This window comes from Paenibacillus sp. MT86 (genome assembly GCF_058792535.1).
On record NZ_CM179499.1, the window covers coordinates 6,874,979 to 6,890,910 of the forward strand.

Annotated in this window: 10 protein-coding genes; 1 reads left to right on the forward strand and 9 read right to left on the reverse strand. The window is 49.3% G+C overall.

Going from position 1 to position 15,932, the window contains the following annotated elements; all coding sequences use genetic code 11:
* Window positions 1-101: 101 nt before the first annotated feature.
* Window positions 102-1,652 (reverse strand): response regulator transcription factor, encoded by a 1,551-nt coding sequence (locus AC3RCL_RS31340; RefSeq protein WP_192570196.1) that lies wholly within the window; start codon window positions 1,650-1,652, stop codon window positions 102-104.
* Window positions 1,649-3,511, reverse strand: coding sequence for a sensor histidine kinase (locus AC3RCL_RS31345; protein ID WP_192570195.1), 1,863 nt, complete (start codon window positions 3,509-3,511; stop codon window positions 1,649-1,651). The genes AC3RCL_RS31340 and AC3RCL_RS31345 overlap by 4 nt, the downstream gene beginning before the upstream one ends.
* A 435-nt stretch (window positions 3,512-3,946) precedes the next feature.
* Between AC3RCL_RS31345 and AC3RCL_RS31350 the strand changes: the two genes are divergently transcribed.
* On the forward strand, window positions 3,947-5,026 hold the full coding sequence (locus AC3RCL_RS31350; RefSeq protein WP_492533899.1) for a hypothetical protein: 1,080 nt from the start codon (window positions 3,947-3,949) through the stop codon (window positions 5,024-5,026).
* 81 nt (window positions 5,027-5,107) lie between these two features.
* On the opposite strand, the gene AC3RCL_RS31355 is transcribed toward AC3RCL_RS31350, so the two are convergent.
* The 7 genes from AC3RCL_RS31355 to AC3RCL_RS31385 all read right to left on the reverse strand — a co-directional run bounded on the left by AC3RCL_RS31355 (window position 5,108) and on the right by AC3RCL_RS31385 (window position 15,914).
* The gene (locus AC3RCL_RS31355; RefSeq protein WP_492533901.1) at window positions 5,108-5,707 is read right to left on the reverse strand and encodes a uracil-DNA glycosylase; all 600 of its coding nucleotides are present in this window, start codon (window positions 5,705-5,707) and stop codon (window positions 5,108-5,110) included.
* Between the two features lie 257 nt (window positions 5,708-5,964).
* Window positions 5,965-6,741: an AAC(3) family N-acetyltransferase gene (locus AC3RCL_RS31360; protein ID WP_492533903.1), complete on the reverse strand. Its 777-nt coding sequence runs from the start codon at window positions 6,739-6,741 to the stop codon at window positions 5,965-5,967.
* A gap of 198 nt (window positions 6,742-6,939) precedes the next feature.
* Window positions 6,940-7,494 carry a TetR/AcrR family transcriptional regulator gene (locus tag AC3RCL_RS31365; RefSeq protein WP_492533905.1) on the reverse strand — a complete coding sequence of 185 codons (555 nt, stop codon included), beginning with the start codon at window positions 7,492-7,494 and terminating at the stop codon, window positions 6,940-6,942.
* Between the two features lie 214 nt (window positions 7,495-7,708).
* Complete coding sequence (locus tag AC3RCL_RS31370) at window positions 7,709-7,918, reverse strand: hypothetical protein (RefSeq protein ID WP_492533907.1); 210 nt, start codon at window positions 7,916-7,918, stop codon at window positions 7,709-7,711.
* Between the two features lie 422 nt (window positions 7,919-8,340).
* A complete protein-coding gene (locus AC3RCL_RS31375; protein WP_492533909.1) occupies window positions 8,341-8,505 on the reverse strand; it encodes a hypothetical protein in 165 nt (54 codons plus the stop codon).
* Window positions 8,506-8,631: 126 nt separating this feature from the next.
* Window positions 8,632-14,700 carry a CehA/McbA family metallohydrolase gene (locus tag AC3RCL_RS31380; protein ID WP_492533911.1) on the reverse strand — a complete coding sequence of 2,023 codons (6,069 nt, stop codon included), beginning with the start codon at window positions 14,698-14,700 and terminating at the stop codon, window positions 8,632-8,634.
* A 104-nt stretch (window positions 14,701-14,804) separates the two neighbouring features.
* Window positions 14,805-15,914: an SGNH/GDSL hydrolase family protein gene (locus AC3RCL_RS31385; protein ID WP_492533913.1), complete on the reverse strand. Its 1,110-nt coding sequence runs from the start codon at window positions 15,912-15,914 to the stop codon at window positions 14,805-14,807.
* Between the last annotated feature and the right edge of the window lie 18 nt (window positions 15,915-15,932).

Below are 15,932 nucleotides of genomic sequence, written 5' to 3' on the forward strand. Positions count from 1 at the left end.
ACTAGAACGGGATGGATAAATTAAAGAATCCTTCACAAACAACAAGAAAAACAGGCCAAAGCGGATTCGCCTTGAGCCTGTCGCAAAGAGAAACGTTGGTGTTAGATCCGATACATGGACCTCATCTCGGTTGGAGATACGCCCGTATATTTTTTGAACTGCCTGTAAAAGTACGAGCTGTCCGTGTAACCTACGCTGAAAGCGATATCCGCCGTCTTCTGATCGGTATGCAGCAGGAGCTGCGTCGCTTTCTCGATGCGGTAATGGTTCAAATAATCCGAAAAGCTTGCGCCGACCTCCTGCTGAAAGAGCTGCCCCAAATAATTCGGATGCATCTGCAGCCGCTGGCTCAGCGTCTTCAAGGATAGCTCTTCCGGATAATGGTGCTGCACCTGCTCGACAAGGAACGATACATGGGGGCTGTACCCCTGTTCCGCTTCCTGCAGGCGCTGGAGGCTGCGCTCGACAATGCGCCATACATGGCTTCGGAGCCCCTGGAGCGTATTAATCCGGTGCATTGGCGTGAACACCTCGCTGTAGTCGGGGCTTTTCTCCACATCCTTTGCCGCTATCATCAATTGGACAGCCGCATTCATGCAGGCTCCCCTGGGTACCGTCTGCGCCCCGCTGCCGCCGTCAAGAACGGATTCGATGTAGGCCTGCAAGGACGAAACATCGCCTTCGATCAGCAGCTTCGCGAAGGCATCGGGGCGAACCGACGGCGAAGATGCCGGATCGGACTCCGGTTCCGCAGGCGGATGGTATAAGGTCTCTTCATCTCCTGCAATCAGGCGGGCGTTGAAGTGGCCTTTCGCTAGCCTGTAGCTCTCCTGAATATCTTTAAAATCATGGACAGCCGCATGACCTTCGGCGCACCACATGCGCAAGCCGGTCAACTGCCGCAGCTTGGCCATGGCTCCTCTCATCCCTTCCCGCGCAGCATCCTTTCGCTCCTTCATCGAGGCCGTCAAAACAACGATGTCGTCATCCGCATCGGGAAAACAAATGACCTCATGATCTCCCCCAAGCTCCTCCGAAAGAGCTTGGCAGCATTCATCCGCCAGGCTGGTCAGGCGGAAGAGCTGGGATACCGAGCGCTCGTCGGATATGAGCCGCAGCACGTTAACCTGGTAAGACGGATAATGCAGCGGAATGCCGAGAAGCTCGGCTCTTTGCTTGAGCTCCGAGCTTTTGATTTCGCCGTTCACCCATCGCTGCAAAATATTGCTGCGGAGAACCTTCCAATCCTCCTCGGAGCGAAACCGCTTCAGCTCCTCGCGTTCCCAATCGCCTCGGATATGCTTGATCGTTGCTTCCAGCTCCTCGATGTTGATCGGCTTCAAAATGTAATTTTGGATGCCGAGCGTGATCCCTATCTTCACATATTCGAATTCCTCATACCCGCTAAGCACAATGAACTTGGTGCGGGGATGCATGGCTTTCACCTTCTTAATGAGCTCGAGTCCGTTCATTCTTGGCATCATAATATCCGTGATCAGCAGATCCACAGGCTCTTCCTTTAATTTCTCTAGCGCCTGCAGCCCATCGTTGGCCGAACCGGACACGTGCAGATCGTATTCCTGCCAATCCACAATCGTGGCCAATCCCTGAGCAATCAAAGGCTCATCATCAACAAAAAATACGCTCCTCATGTCGTCTCCCCCTTGCGAAGCTTCGGTATTTCCATGCGGACCTCGGTTCCCTGCCCCTCCGTGCTGCGGATAGTCACGCCGTAATCGCTTCCGTAATTCAGAACGATCCGTTCATGCACGTTCATCAGCCCGATCGACCGGTAGCCCTTGTCGGGAGGCTGGAGAACCTTGTCCAGCGTCTGGCGGATCTGGATCAGCTTTTCCTCCGGTATGCCCGTTCCATTGTCTGAGACGGTAATCACGACCCGGTCCTCTGCCCCGTGGGCCCGGACTGAAATTTTATTGTTGTCCTCAAGCGGACGGAATCCGTGAACGATATAGTTTTCCACGATCGGCTGGATGAGCAGCTTGATAATGCTAAGGTTTTGGATTTCCGGGTCGACCTCAATTTCCGTCTCCAGCCGCCCTTCATAGCGGATGCGGAACAAGTCGAGGTAAACCGAGCACATATCGATCTCCTCTTCAACGGTAACCATCGTGCTCTTCTTCACCATGTTCTTGAACATGACCGACAGGCTGTATATCATTTGGCCCACTTCCTTCGCTCCCACGAAATACGCCTTCATGCGAATGGATTCCAGCGTATTGTATAAAAAATGGGGATTGATCTGCGACTGCAGGGCAACCAGCTCCGCGTTTTTTTGCTTGATTTCCGAGGTGTACATCTTATCGATGTACTGCTCCAAACGGTCGCCCATGTCGTTGAACCGGCGGGAAATTTGCTGCAGCTCGTCTTCGCCGGACATCTGGATGCGCGTCGACAGATCGCCTTCGCCGATGCGGTTCATCGAGCGGATGATCCGCTGCACTTTTTTGGAGAATTTTCGAACGATCGTGAACGTAATTGCAAAGCTGGCCGCCATAAATACAAGCGTGACCAGGATCAGTCCGGTCCTCAAACTCTCCGTATTCTCCTCGATCGAGGATTTCGACACGATACCCACCACCGACAAGCCCGCATTCCCGACATTCAACATGTTCACCTTGGAGGGTTCGTCCAGCTCCACCCAGTCTCCGGCTTTTTCCGGTTCCAAGTGGTAGGGATAGGTTTGACCGTAATACACATCCTCCGAGTCGTAAATCACGGTTCCCTGGGCGTTCAACACCATGATCCGGCCTTTGACCGAAGCTCTGCTCTCGAGCCAGGTCGATATTTGCCGGGCGTCGAACTCCACGTTCAACATGCCTACCCGTTCCAGGGTCCAAGGGTCCTTCAGCTCTCGCGAATAGGAATAGGACCTTGCACCGGAGCCTGCGGCTGAACCTGAAAGCTCGTTTAGCGGCATGGTATCCCAGCTGTGCTGCTCCCGGCGGGCGAACCAGTTCTCCCATTTGCTTTTGGAACCGGATTCATTATTCAGCTGCTGGTTGGTCCGGCTGATGTGCATATAAAAATCGTTCGGATAACTGTAGATGGACACGCTTTTGGCGCTGGGCTCCTGCTCCAGGTAATTCTTCAGCAGGGTATTGAAGGACCGCAAACGCTGCTCCCCCGTCTTGGTGTACAAATCCAGGCGGTATTTGAGGTAACTCTCATATTCGTTGTTCAAAAAATAGATCAGCTCGTCGCTCAGCGTGGCGTCGCCGTAAATCTGCTGGAATATATTCTGGATGCTCTCATACTGCCGGCTCAAATAGATATTCAGGACATGCGCGGATTTGAGATTCGCATCCGTCTGCTCACGGAGTATGCGCTGCGTTTGGTATTGATAGACCAAGGTCGCCGCAATCGCGAACAGCACGATCATGACGGCCGAATACAGCACGACGATTTTGTTGAACATCTTTCGCTTCAGATGGTTTAAATAAAATTGGCGCAGTCTGAAAATATGTAACACACCCTGTTCTATAATGGTCACTTCGGCACCCAGTGTACACCGTTTCCGTAAACCCGGCAATTGCATTCTGCAGCTCTGTGAACGAGCACTGCTGTACCAAGACGGCATGGATGGGCTGTGCCGGAAACGGCAGGCTGGATTCCGTTCGTCCCCACCGAACGTGTTGCAGAGTCGCTAGGCATGGGAGTGGATGTGCCGAATCCTTCAACTTGCCCGCATAGGAGATCCAGAGGCAAACAAGAGGTTTTGCTGAAGAGAACGCGCAGAACCGTATCGCAGGTTTTCGAGGATCCGTCGTTTATGAAAGAAGGCTTGGCATGTCGCTGCTTAGATAACGTCCACCTGCCGCGAAACTAGAGGAATGCCCTGCTGGATGTTGAATATCTATTAAGGATCCGTGTTAGCTACTGCCGTGTTCCCGATGAAGGAAACCTTTACGAACCGAGGATATGACCGATGAAACTTCAATTCCTATATAACGAATATCTCAATCTGAAATTCAATAGAGGATTACCGTCCACTCCGATAGGCGGCTTTGAATACGGCCTTCTTGAGGACGGTGGCGCTGCATTATTCTTTGCCGAGCGTAACGATGAGGCTTTTGTGGAGTGGACGCATGAATTGCAGCCGAGGGACGCCCATTATGTTGCGAGTCCGGACTGGAAGCCTGTGCTGTCCGACTCCGACTCTTTTAAACAGCTGGACGTCTATGATGAATTGGTATTCTATTATCTGCTGTTTACGATCAATGCAACGACGTCCATAGCCAAGATCAACCCGTACAATGCCATGAATGATTTCATGAAGAGCTATGGTTTCTTTCAGTTGTCTCAATTGAACGGTGTCACCGGCTTGAACGAGGAACAGAGGCTGCAATTAAGAGACTTTTTCTTCTTTTTCTACCTATACGCGCACCCGGTTAATGAGGAGACCCTCTACGCCTTTTCATTCCGCGGGCAGGATTTGATCCATACCAAAACCAACATTCATGTTGAGCATTATGTAACTGCATATCACGATTACTACAGCGAGCATCTCGACAAGTATGCAGATCAAGTATTCATCGATCCCCCTGATATCCAGGCATGCAAACATCTTACGCTGGAGCTGTTAAGGTCCATCGAGGGCAAATCGGCCAAGCTGGAGATGCCACCGGAAGAAGGATTAGAGGCCCTATTGCGACTGATCAATGACGTTGATGGTTTTATGCACATGCATTTGGTGGATAAAACGACGCTATTCGGGATCATGAGCGATTTCCTCTCGGACGCTCGCTCCACCCCTTACCGTGATCATTGCTTCCGTATGCTGCTTCAGAATTATACCTGTTATGTCCTTTATTTTGAGTTTGAGCAAATTCATCATTTGGTGGATTATTTTAAAGATACGCCGGTATGGTGCGAGAGAATGATTAATTCCCTTTTTACGGATGCTATTTTTATGCAGAAGATCCTGCGGCATCATCGGATCGATATTGCCGATTATGCGAACGTGACTGCGTTCTTTAATGAGGAAGCGCGGAGGATTTATTTGTAATCGCTGAGGGAGCATTTTATGGAGACCTTGATGAAATAAACTGCAGCAAAAGGAGCGAACGCCGGATGCGTTCGCTCCTTCTTATGTCTCCCTCCCTGCTCTCTCCTCCCACTTCGCCCTCAAACCTTTCAAATCCTCGACAAAGAATCTTAGCAAATTGGGTCTTCTTCTAACGGCCAGCGGATGATAGGTAAAGCCAATCGGGATTCCTTCAAATTCATGCCAGCTCCCGCACAACTCCTTGACGGTGGCATTCTCCTTCTGCGGGAATAATCCTTCGACTACGACATTGCAAAAGCCAAACAATACGAGCGGCTGCTTCTGAAGGAGCTGCGACTGCAAATGCGGAAGGCATGCCGCTCGGGTTGCAGGCTTATCATAAGCACGGGTTGGCCGGCGTTTCAGCAAATAGGTGACGTAAACCGAGTGGATATCCATGCCCGCTTCCCTCATGCCGAGTTGGAGGGTTTCCCGGGTCCCGCACAAGAACGGGTTACCCTCCCGATCCTCCCGGCCTCCCGGATTATCCAGGATCATCATCAGCGAGCCTTGCGGATTGCCTTCCCCCCAGATGACGCGATTCCGCTGTCTGCACAATTCGCAGCGTTCGCATTGCTGCATATCTTCGGGTGCTTGCTCTTCTGGCAAAATGACACAGGGATGATTCGTTTCCGTAGACATGCCATTTCTTCCTTTCTATCGCATGCAATGGTTCCATTATGCCCACCTGCCACCTAATGTAAAAACTTCCCTCGCGTATATTCGGTCAGGTCGCCAGCAGAACCAACACGGAATCCAGCGGGATCGGCCTATTATCTGTCTAAACAGTTAGTTGAGAAGATGAACGGGAAAATGGATGCAGCGTTACAAGACGGCTGGTTTATTCTTTAACATCCATCTTCCCATCCATCGCAGTCACATACGATGAAAGTCCTCGTCTATACGTTATGCATGGTATGGTCCAAGGGTTGATTATCCGAGAACAAGTCCGGATTATCCTTGAGCATTTCCGTTATGACATCGGCCACCGCGGCCGCATCGCATACCCGGACGACGGCATCGCCAAGATGCCCCTTATGCATCGCCCCCCGACTTTCCAGGACCTCATCGACCTTCCAAAAATGCTCCGACCACGACAACCCGCAATGTCTGCGGGAAGGCACCGGGATTTCCGTTCCATCCGGTAAAACCGTGTACAGCTTCTCATGGCCATCCGTTAACCTGCCCGGGATGTCCACCCACTCCTCGACTCCATGAATAAAAGTGTTGCGCTTTAAATCGACACCCACTAACAAAATCGTCGCCTTGCGGTCAAGCAGCTTGCCCCAAGCGGATCCTCTAGCGCATGGCGTGTCGAACCGATGGTCGTCGTTTGTGAACGGGATGGCATCCTGGCCCAGTGCCGCCACGGAATGCGTGGGGTGCAGCGAACGCACCACATCCGGACGTTTGCGAAAAAGCTCCGGCAGGATTCCGACGCAGGATGGGGATTGGTCCACGTAAAATTTCGGATTATCCGCATTGATATAAGACCACGTGTGGGTGGGCAGCACCAGCAGCCCTTCTTTCATATACGCTGTCAGCGCATTGAGGACCGTGTCCGCGCCGCCTTCGACCGGCCCCATGCTCTTCATGGAAGAATGGACCAGCAAGGTCCCTTTTCCGTCAATGCCCAGCTGCTCTAATTGCTTCATTAAGCTTTCCCGTGTATGCATGTTCTTCTCCTCCCGGCCAGGATATCTAAACTGGCTGTCACTATTATTTTTCGATGATTTCCCAGTGCAGTTCCGCGGATGTATCTCCTTTTATAGGCTTTTACATACGATACGTCCATGATATAGAGGACTGGGAATATTTGCAATGAATGCACGTTGGTTCTAACGTTCCAAGCTTTACCTCTTGCGCCTCATCGGTTACAAATACTTTCTTCTATACATCAAGGTAATCTGATCCGCAATGTATTCTGCGCTATGCTCGGTACCATCCTTAATCCACCACATAATAATCCCCAGAAGTGATGAGGCCACAATATCAACGGAGGCAACCCGACTTGTGGAATGGATGTTTCTTGCGTCTCTGCGTTGTTCTATCGTGTTTTTCAATAGGTTCGACAAGTGGGTTTTGAAGCCCGTATGCTCAACCAACACGGCGAAAATGTTCCGGTATTCATAAAAATAATTTAAAAATGTAATTAGCTGCTCCCGCTCGTTTCTGCTCTTCACTTGTAATAGCGGCTCGACTTTCATGGACAGGTCGTCAAAGATCTCATGCACGATCTGGCGCAGCAAATCATTAATATCCTCATAATGCAAATAAAACGTGGCGCGATTTAGCTCTGCGCGGGTTGCAATTTTCTGGACGGTCAATTGAGAGACTTCCAGATTGTCGGCCAGTAATGAAAAAACGGCCTGTTTCAGCAGCTTTTTGGAGCGAACGGCTCGTGGATCCACTCTTTTATGTTCAGGCATGTCATCCCTCGATTATCGTTTATTTGGCACTTCATATGCTCACGGCTCAGCTTGACGGAGAAATCAGCAACAGAAGAGATCTCTACCGCCGTCTTCCGTTACTAAAAAAAAATCGCCGTCCGATTCCCCGACAGGGATCGTGAACGGCGACCATTTTAGAGTCATCAACTAGGCAGCAGTCATTTCGCGTCAATGCCGATATCAAATTACAAAGCTAGTCGGCCAATTCCGCCAGCACCTTGCCAAGTCGGTCAAGCTGCTGTTCATTCGCTTCTTCGCAGATGGGCTGGTCGGTGAACCAGTCCGGCCCCCGAGTGGACAGTCTGGACTGGTCATGGTCCCCCGCTACCACGAGGGTCGGCGTGCTCATCTCCGCGAAGCTCGGATTCATGAAGGGGAAGTGCTCTGCCGCGAACGGACTCAAGTCAGCTCCACCCTTGCCAGTCGTGGCAAGCAGCACGCCCGCCTTGATGCGCGAGTCGGACATATCCTCTCCCTGCTCGCCGTTGTGATCGAGGACTCGCGCGCCAAGCAGCATGCTCGCCGTCTGGCCTCCCCAGGAGTGTCCGGCAGCGGCGATGCGGCTCCGATCGAGGCGCCCACTAAGACCGGGAACGGAAGCTTCGATAACCGTTTCAGGTCCTCGACTCGGAAACGCCAGATCCGTGGCGTACGGGGATCTTCAGGAGGAAGGTTCAGCGTCCTCGAGTCGAGACACGGATCGTTGTGTTCAAGTCGTCATCACTCCCGCTGGAAAATCGGCATTGGATGATGCCCTTCCCATAGTCTCCAGGGCAATACGCAAACATTTCCTTGACCAATTAACGGATCAAGACATTGAGTCGATTACGAAGCTTGCGGAAAGGACAAAATCAGGGTCTTCAGCGTCTGGTGAAGCCCCGTCGACATGACCGCGTTTTTGAGATTATTCATGAAGGGATAAGTGGATCGGTACTCCACGAAAGAAAAGAACTCTCCAGGTTTGGAGGGTTCTTTCATTTTTATCCACATAACATACTTCACCCTAAAGCGATCTCATTTATCGGAAAGAGGGCTGTTCAAAAAGTAATACGTTCACTTGCGGATATAAATGAAAATGAGCCCGGCATCATTACCGGACTCATTTCATTCAACTGCCTAATACATATGGTGCCGTTCAAACGATCTCATGGCTTGCTCCGCCATGAAGGCAGGAGGGTGCGGCATCTGGTTCGCGCTCCACCACTCCCCCGTTCCGATTAAGGCCGAAGAAGTGAAAGGAAGCGTGCCTTCAGAATCCATGCCTGGGTCGACTCTCTCCATATCGATTTGCTTCGGAGTCAAGGTTTTTAGCTCATAGGATGAAACCAAGCCGTCATACTCTGCGGTGATGATTACGGTTCCTTCCGAATTCGCCTTTACTACACCGCTAACGCTGATCTCCGCAATCCTTGGATCACTGCTTGTATAGGTGACGTTTATCTCTACCTTTTCACGGCTTCCATCACTGTATACTGCAGTAGTCACCGTTTGATCACTCTCTCCAACGGCCAGCGTATGCAGCCCCTCGAGCTCAAGCCCAATCAGGCGAACCGGCTCTTCTCCGTTGCCTTCTGATATCGATTGTAAAACAGGTCGTTTACCCATACCGTCCCATCTCCAAATCGCGTTAAAGTCCCACCCTAACCTGTCTGTATAGGTGGATGGAGTCTCTATTTCAATTTCAGATAGGCCTAATCCCTTAAGGGTTGTTAATGCTCCCTCAGCGACACCTTCTTTATCAACCATCATGCCGTCAAATGCATAATTATTTTGGAGCGTGGCGGTGTGCCCCGCAAGAACTCGTCCCATCACCCGGTTCGCCATCGTTGGCGCCGTAACCGAAGGGCCCAGGGCAATGACATTTCTGACGACCGTATCATTGTATCCGTATCCAGTCACTCCGCCCGCATTGCTCGTCATCGCCCGAACGGTTCCAGACGCATACACGTTTTCTGTTAGGCTGCCCGAGTTCGTAATTCCGATTAGGCCGCCGGCCTGACTTACCTGAGCGGTTACATCCGCGGTAGAATAGCTGTTTCTTACGATGCCATTGGAATAGCCCACTAGGCCGCCGACTGTGCTGGAGCCTGTAATGGAGCCTGTTGAAAGACTATTCTCTATCTCGCCATTGTTCGTGTTGACGAGTATGCCTATTCTGCTCCCGCCAGTGACGCCGGCATCGATCATGGCTATATTTTTAATCACTCCGCCATTAAGATGGACTAAGCCGCCGCTCGAGGAATTAAAGTTGACTATTTTCTTCCCGTCGCCATCCAAAACACCGGTGAACGAAACATCTTTAAAAAGTGGCTCAGCCGGTTGTCCTGCGTAATCCAAATCATGGTCCAAAATATACTTTTCTGCCGGGAAGGCTTCCATAACATTCAGATCTTCAATGGACTTGATTCGGTAATAACCAGCTTCATTTCTTTCCAAAGGCACGACAGGCTCGCTTGCCTCTTCAGGGTTACTGCTCAATACCGGACGCTTTAAAGCATCATTCCACATCCAAACCGACTCAAAATCCCAGTTCAGTCGATCGGTATACGTGTTAGGGTCTTCAACCTGCTGCTGAGAAAGCCCCAAACCCTTTCTGTTGTCAGCAGCGGCAATACTCTCGCCTTCTTTATCCACAATCATGCCATCGAACGCATAATTATTCTGAAGCGTTGCCGTATGCCCGGCAAGGACTCGTCCTACCACGCGGTTCGCCATCGTCGGCGTCACGACGGAAGGGTTAAGAGCAATCACGTTTCTAACAACCGTATCATTATAACCGTAGCCAGTCACTCCGCCTGCGTTGCTTCTAAGCGCCTGGACGGCTCCGGATGCATACACGTTTTCCGTTAAGCTGCCTGAGTTCGTAATTCCGATTAGACCGCCAGCTTGGTTCAGCTGGGCCGTTACATCTGCCATGGAATAGCTGTTTCTCACGATGCCATTGGAATAACCCGCTAGACCGCCCACGGTACTGGAGCCTTCGATTGAGCCCGTGACATAACTATTCTCTACCGTTCCGTTGTTTGTATTAACGAGTATGCCTATATTACTTCCGCCAGTGACGCTTGCATCTACCATAGCTATGTTTTTAATGGTTCCGCCATTGAGATGAAATAAGCCGCCATTTTCTGAATTAAAATTGGTTAAGGATTTATTGTTCCCATCAAACGTGCCAAGGAATGGCGTCGCTTTAAATAAAGGTTCAAATAGCCGCCCTTCAAAATCAAGATCATCCTCCAATATATAATTCTCATTTGGGAATTCGGATATCGTTTTTAATTCTTGAATCGAGCGGATGATGTAGTACCCCTCTTCATTCCGATCAAGCTTCGGTTTTGGGATATTGTCTTCGTTAATTTGCTCCAAATTACTTTGCAGTAACGGACGTTTGGCATCTTCGTTCCAGATCCAGATCGTATCAAAATCCCAACCGAGAGTCTCAATGAAAAAGGATGGCTTCGAGAATGTTTCTGCACCGACCCCCTGTCCTTTCTCATTGTTCGGATCATTCACCGTAACGTTCTCACTGCTAACAAACATATTTTCATCGGCGTAATTATTGACTAAAGTTGCCGTCTCCCCAGCTAGTACTCTGCCGACGATTCGATTCGATGCAGTACCTGTAACAATAGATGGATTTAATGCCATACTATTTCGAATAACCGTATTGTTATATCCGTATCCGCTGATGCCGCCAGCATTTGATTCTTCTGCTATTACGGCTCCGGTTGCATAGACCTGTTCTGTTGTACTCCCCCGGTTCGTAATCCCGATCAAGCCGCCGGCTTGCTTGCCTCGCGCATGGACTCGAGCTGTTGAATAACTGTTTCTAACGATACCGTTCGAGTAACCCACAAGACCGCCAACCGTAGAATTGCCTCGAATAGATCCGGTACTGTAGGCATATTCCACGATCCCATCATTCTGATCAACCAGGATCCCAATATTACTTCGACGAACATCAATATCGGCATTGGTGATTCCTACATTACGGATCGTCCCTTCATTAATAGCAAAGAGACCGGCACCGCCCGAGGAGACTATAACGCCTGTAATCGTATGCCCTTGCCCATCAAACGTACCCGTGAATGGAGTGCCATTCGCGCCAATGGCTTCAAAAAACATGCCCTTACCGTCAATGTCTTGAGCTAAAACAAAATGTTTGTCCGGGAACTCATGCATTTTATTGAGTCCACTGGCACTTTTGATTTGATAGGGGTTGCCTTCCGAACCATCGCCCAGCATGCCTTCTTTAGCTATTAACGGCTCCGTTAACGGCTCTTGATCGATTGGGTTATTAACCACTCTTACGACGATCGTATGTTCATCGCCAAATGCAAGCGGGTTGTCAAATAAGATGATTTGTTCACGTCCGAGATGTTCTAGCGTTGCTTCTTGAATCACCGTTTCCAGCAGCTGTTCACCTGTATGATCCCGCTTTTCCCCGATAACGGTGACACGTTCAGGCGAGCTCGGATAATTCAGGACCCCAACGCCCTTCAAGACGTTATTTTCAATTATTGCGCTTGTTAAGTTCATATAATTTGCAGGTTGTTTAATCGTAAATGAATCAATTTCATCACCGTCGCTGTTGTAGGCTTTCAACGTGAGAGATTGATCGTTTGATTCTAAAATAACACCCGTCTGCTTATTTTCATCGTATACGATATGATCCCAGTCAAACGATTTGTTATCATAGAACGTTGGACCTGATGAACCAACTGTCACAAAGGTTGTACCTAGATTCATCGCTTCTTCCGATATATCTTTTACACCGTTTCGTACGGTTGTCCGTTTATACACATGATCATGACCGCCAATGTACAGACTGACACCAAGCCGTTCAAAGGCTTGAGACAATTTCACTCTCATCATGTCCATACCGGTCTCATCACCCGATTGACCGCCATAATAAGGATAGTGCCCCATAACGATTTTCCACTTCTTGTCGGTTGCCCGCAAATCTTTTTCCAGCCATGACAGCTGCTTGTCGAAATCCAGCACAGAATTCAGAACAGCAATGTGCATGTCGCCGTAATCAAACGAATAATTCGTTTCCCGGTAACTGCCCTCACCGTTCTTCGGCAGGTTGAAAAACCCGGAGAACGGCACGAGCTTCCGCTCCGTCGCACGTTCACGGTCCCCGACAATGTGAGCAGAAACTAGACCCATATCGTTGTTGTAAATGTTGCTAAACACATCATCCCATGCATACATATTTCCGCCATTTTCGACCAAGTCTCCGACTTGAATCACCGTCTGTCCGTTTGAATTCTTCTCCCTCAGAACGTCCAGCATATTGTTAAAGAGCCGGAAGCTTTCCGGATTTCGATCCGGAACTCCAAGATCGCCCATCACATACATCACGGCTTCCTCTGAAGCTGGTGCGGTCCTAAAGCTATAACTGTCGCTCCAAGGTCCAGAAGGTGACATTCCATACCGATAGTCATACGTAGTCCCTAAGCCGAGATCTGTTACATTCGCTTCATGAGCTGCAAGCACCCGATAGTTACTCTTGTCATACGTATCACCATAGGCGGCCTGAAAATAAGAGGCTTCTGCCTGTACTACTTCCGCCTGGTCCCACGTCGTCTCGGATTGAGGTTTATACTGAATATACGACGTTTCTAATGCCTTATCTGTGACCAAGTTTATTCCTACTTCACGTTCATTCTCACCAACATTAACAATGGGTTGAAATTCATTTAAAATTTGTTCGGCATCCAGATTCTGCTGATCAACAAGGATTCGAATAAGTTCAACACGCGTATTTCCTTGAGCGTCGGTTGCTACATACTTAATGAAATACTCTCCATACATGTCGACCTTGAAATGCTGATTTAGAGCCGCTACTTCTCCCTTATCATTTAGAACGATGGCTTCCACCGATAAAGATTGACCGCTGTGATCTGTCGCCGAAGCGTCCAGCACTTCTATTTGATCCCCAAGCTTAATCGTGTCCGGATATTGTCCATGAACCTTAATTTCAGGCGCATGCACCGTGCCCCTCGTTTCATCACCAATCCATATTGGAGCACTTATAGCCTCTTCACCGTCCAATTGGAAAGCTCTCACGAGGAAGTAGTCCCCATCTTTACTTGCTAAGGATACTTCCTGATTAAATTGATTGCTGGCAATATTGCCGTACTCCTTGATGATTTCACCGCTGTTTTTGTAAACAACGACTTTATCCAACACATCGTTAGCATCAGGGTCACTTATCTGTATCTTGAGATTAATTTTCTTTGTTTTGGCCGGAAGAATCGACCCCATCATCTGACCTTTGGCTGAAACCGCCATTTCCAGGTTGCGATCAAATGATACATAGGTGCGGTGGTTTCGCATCGCCTCGTAAAGGCCTTCTCTAGTAAGCTTTTTCCCCCACATACCGGTCACATGGGGTTGAACCATTCCCCAATTTCCTTTGTGCTCGTCCCCGCCAAACACGGGAGAAACATGCCAGCCTCGATCTAATGCCTTGGTATAGATTGCAAAATCATTGGACGATTTGTATTCCATCAGATTAAGGTTTCTGTCAACTTCCCGGTTATAGTGTTTAAATTCATTGAAACTCCAATTTCCTGATGATCGTGGATGATTAAATTGCGCAATTGCATTCGGATCTTGGGCAAGTCTTGCGTAAAAGGTTGGCAGATCATATTTGATGTCGCTCCAGCCCCAAGTGCCATCAGCACCTACTCCATGTGTTCTTGCAAACCATGGGGCATTAAACAAATTGATATGGCCTGCTTCATCATACCAAGTCACTTCCGTACCCGGCAGCGTAATAAATTCGTTATCATGATTGTGAGCATCGGATTGCTCATGCAGCAGCTTGTATTCTTCTGAATAAGAGTCTTGAACATTCGTAATAAAGTCACTGCCCGTACTGATGTCATAGGTCACGTCGTGTTCCGTCACTGCAAAAAAATCAAAATCTGTATTACTTTTCACAAAATTATAAGCATCATTAGGCAGCAATATCCCGTCACTGAGAGAAGTATGGGAATGCATATGACCTTTGAACAGTGAAGCTCCTAAATACTTAGCTCTATCTTTTTTAGAGACACCATTCTCTGTCTCTGAAGACGCCGCGAATACATTAATGCCGTAATAAAGACTAACAACCCCCGCAATCATACAAGCCATCACAATAAAAGGTAGTCTTCTTCTTTGGGACTTCACTCAAAACCCTCTCCTTTTTCGGCTTAAAGTGTCTGACTGATAAACAAACAGCCCCTAAACCAAAAAATGCAGTCTGAAGGCTGTTCTATCCTCTATCTTGTTAATCACAGTTGCAACAATGGCTTAATGATTGGTGCAAGCGACTGTGCCATGCGCAAAAACCCGAGGTCCGTTGGATGTGTTCCGTCAACCGTACAATCATTTACGACGAAATCATCGCCCAGCAGCTTAAAGCCGTCAACGAAATGGATATTACGGTCTCCTTCTGCCATCCTCTGTTCCACATTCTCGATCTGAATCAGCCTGCGGCGATCATGAAGCCCCCTTCTCTCCATATAGAACTGGTCTTCCGCAGTGTAAATCCTAGAGACTACTAATATAGGAACTTCGGGATGCCGCTCTCTCAAAATTTGGATGAAGGCAGGCAGCGTTCGTGCGATGTTTCCGGCCTCGCCCGTATTTCCTTCATAATCAAGAATGAATAGCGCCGGATCATCGATTTCCGACATGATATGCGCGAGTTCCGGCTCGCCCCTTCCATTCCCCGAGAAGCCAAGATTGACGAACTCCACCGGAATCATACGGCTGAGAATATTAGAATAAGCCATACCCGGCCGGGAGGCGCATCCCCCTTGCGTAATCGAAGTTCCATATATAATAACGGGTCTACTGCTTGCATAGGCAGGTGCATCGCTTATGACAGCATCCTTATCTACACCGATCCACACCTCTTCTACCCCTTGATAGAGCGGTAAATTTAAGGTGACGGCCACATCTTTTTTTGAATCCCACTGATAAAGCTGTGATTCATATTCACTTTCCGTTGGTTTGAATTTAGCCGTGGTGATAAAGCTCTGCTCTCCCGGCTCCCCAAGATAGCAGTCAACCCCGCACTGCCCTGTAGGCGGCATATGGTACATATTGGCCGGTCCGGCAAGGCGTACCCGTATGACCAGCCTTGAAGAATTCGTGCGAAAGCGAATTTGCCCGCCTGCCGTACAATAAGCAAGCGTATCAACCGCGGGAGGCAAGACCGCCTCGGAAGCCAAGGGCAGGCGTCTGTATATCCCATCCTGCGCAAGCCAAGGGAAGCCCGCGATGTGAAAGGGCGCTTCCAACGGAGAATGCCATCTCAACTCTTCGCCATTAGTTGTCTCCTGGTGTATAGTTCCGCCCAGTTGATCTAAGTTTATCTCTTTCGATTGAACGGTCATCTATTTCTACTCCCTCAT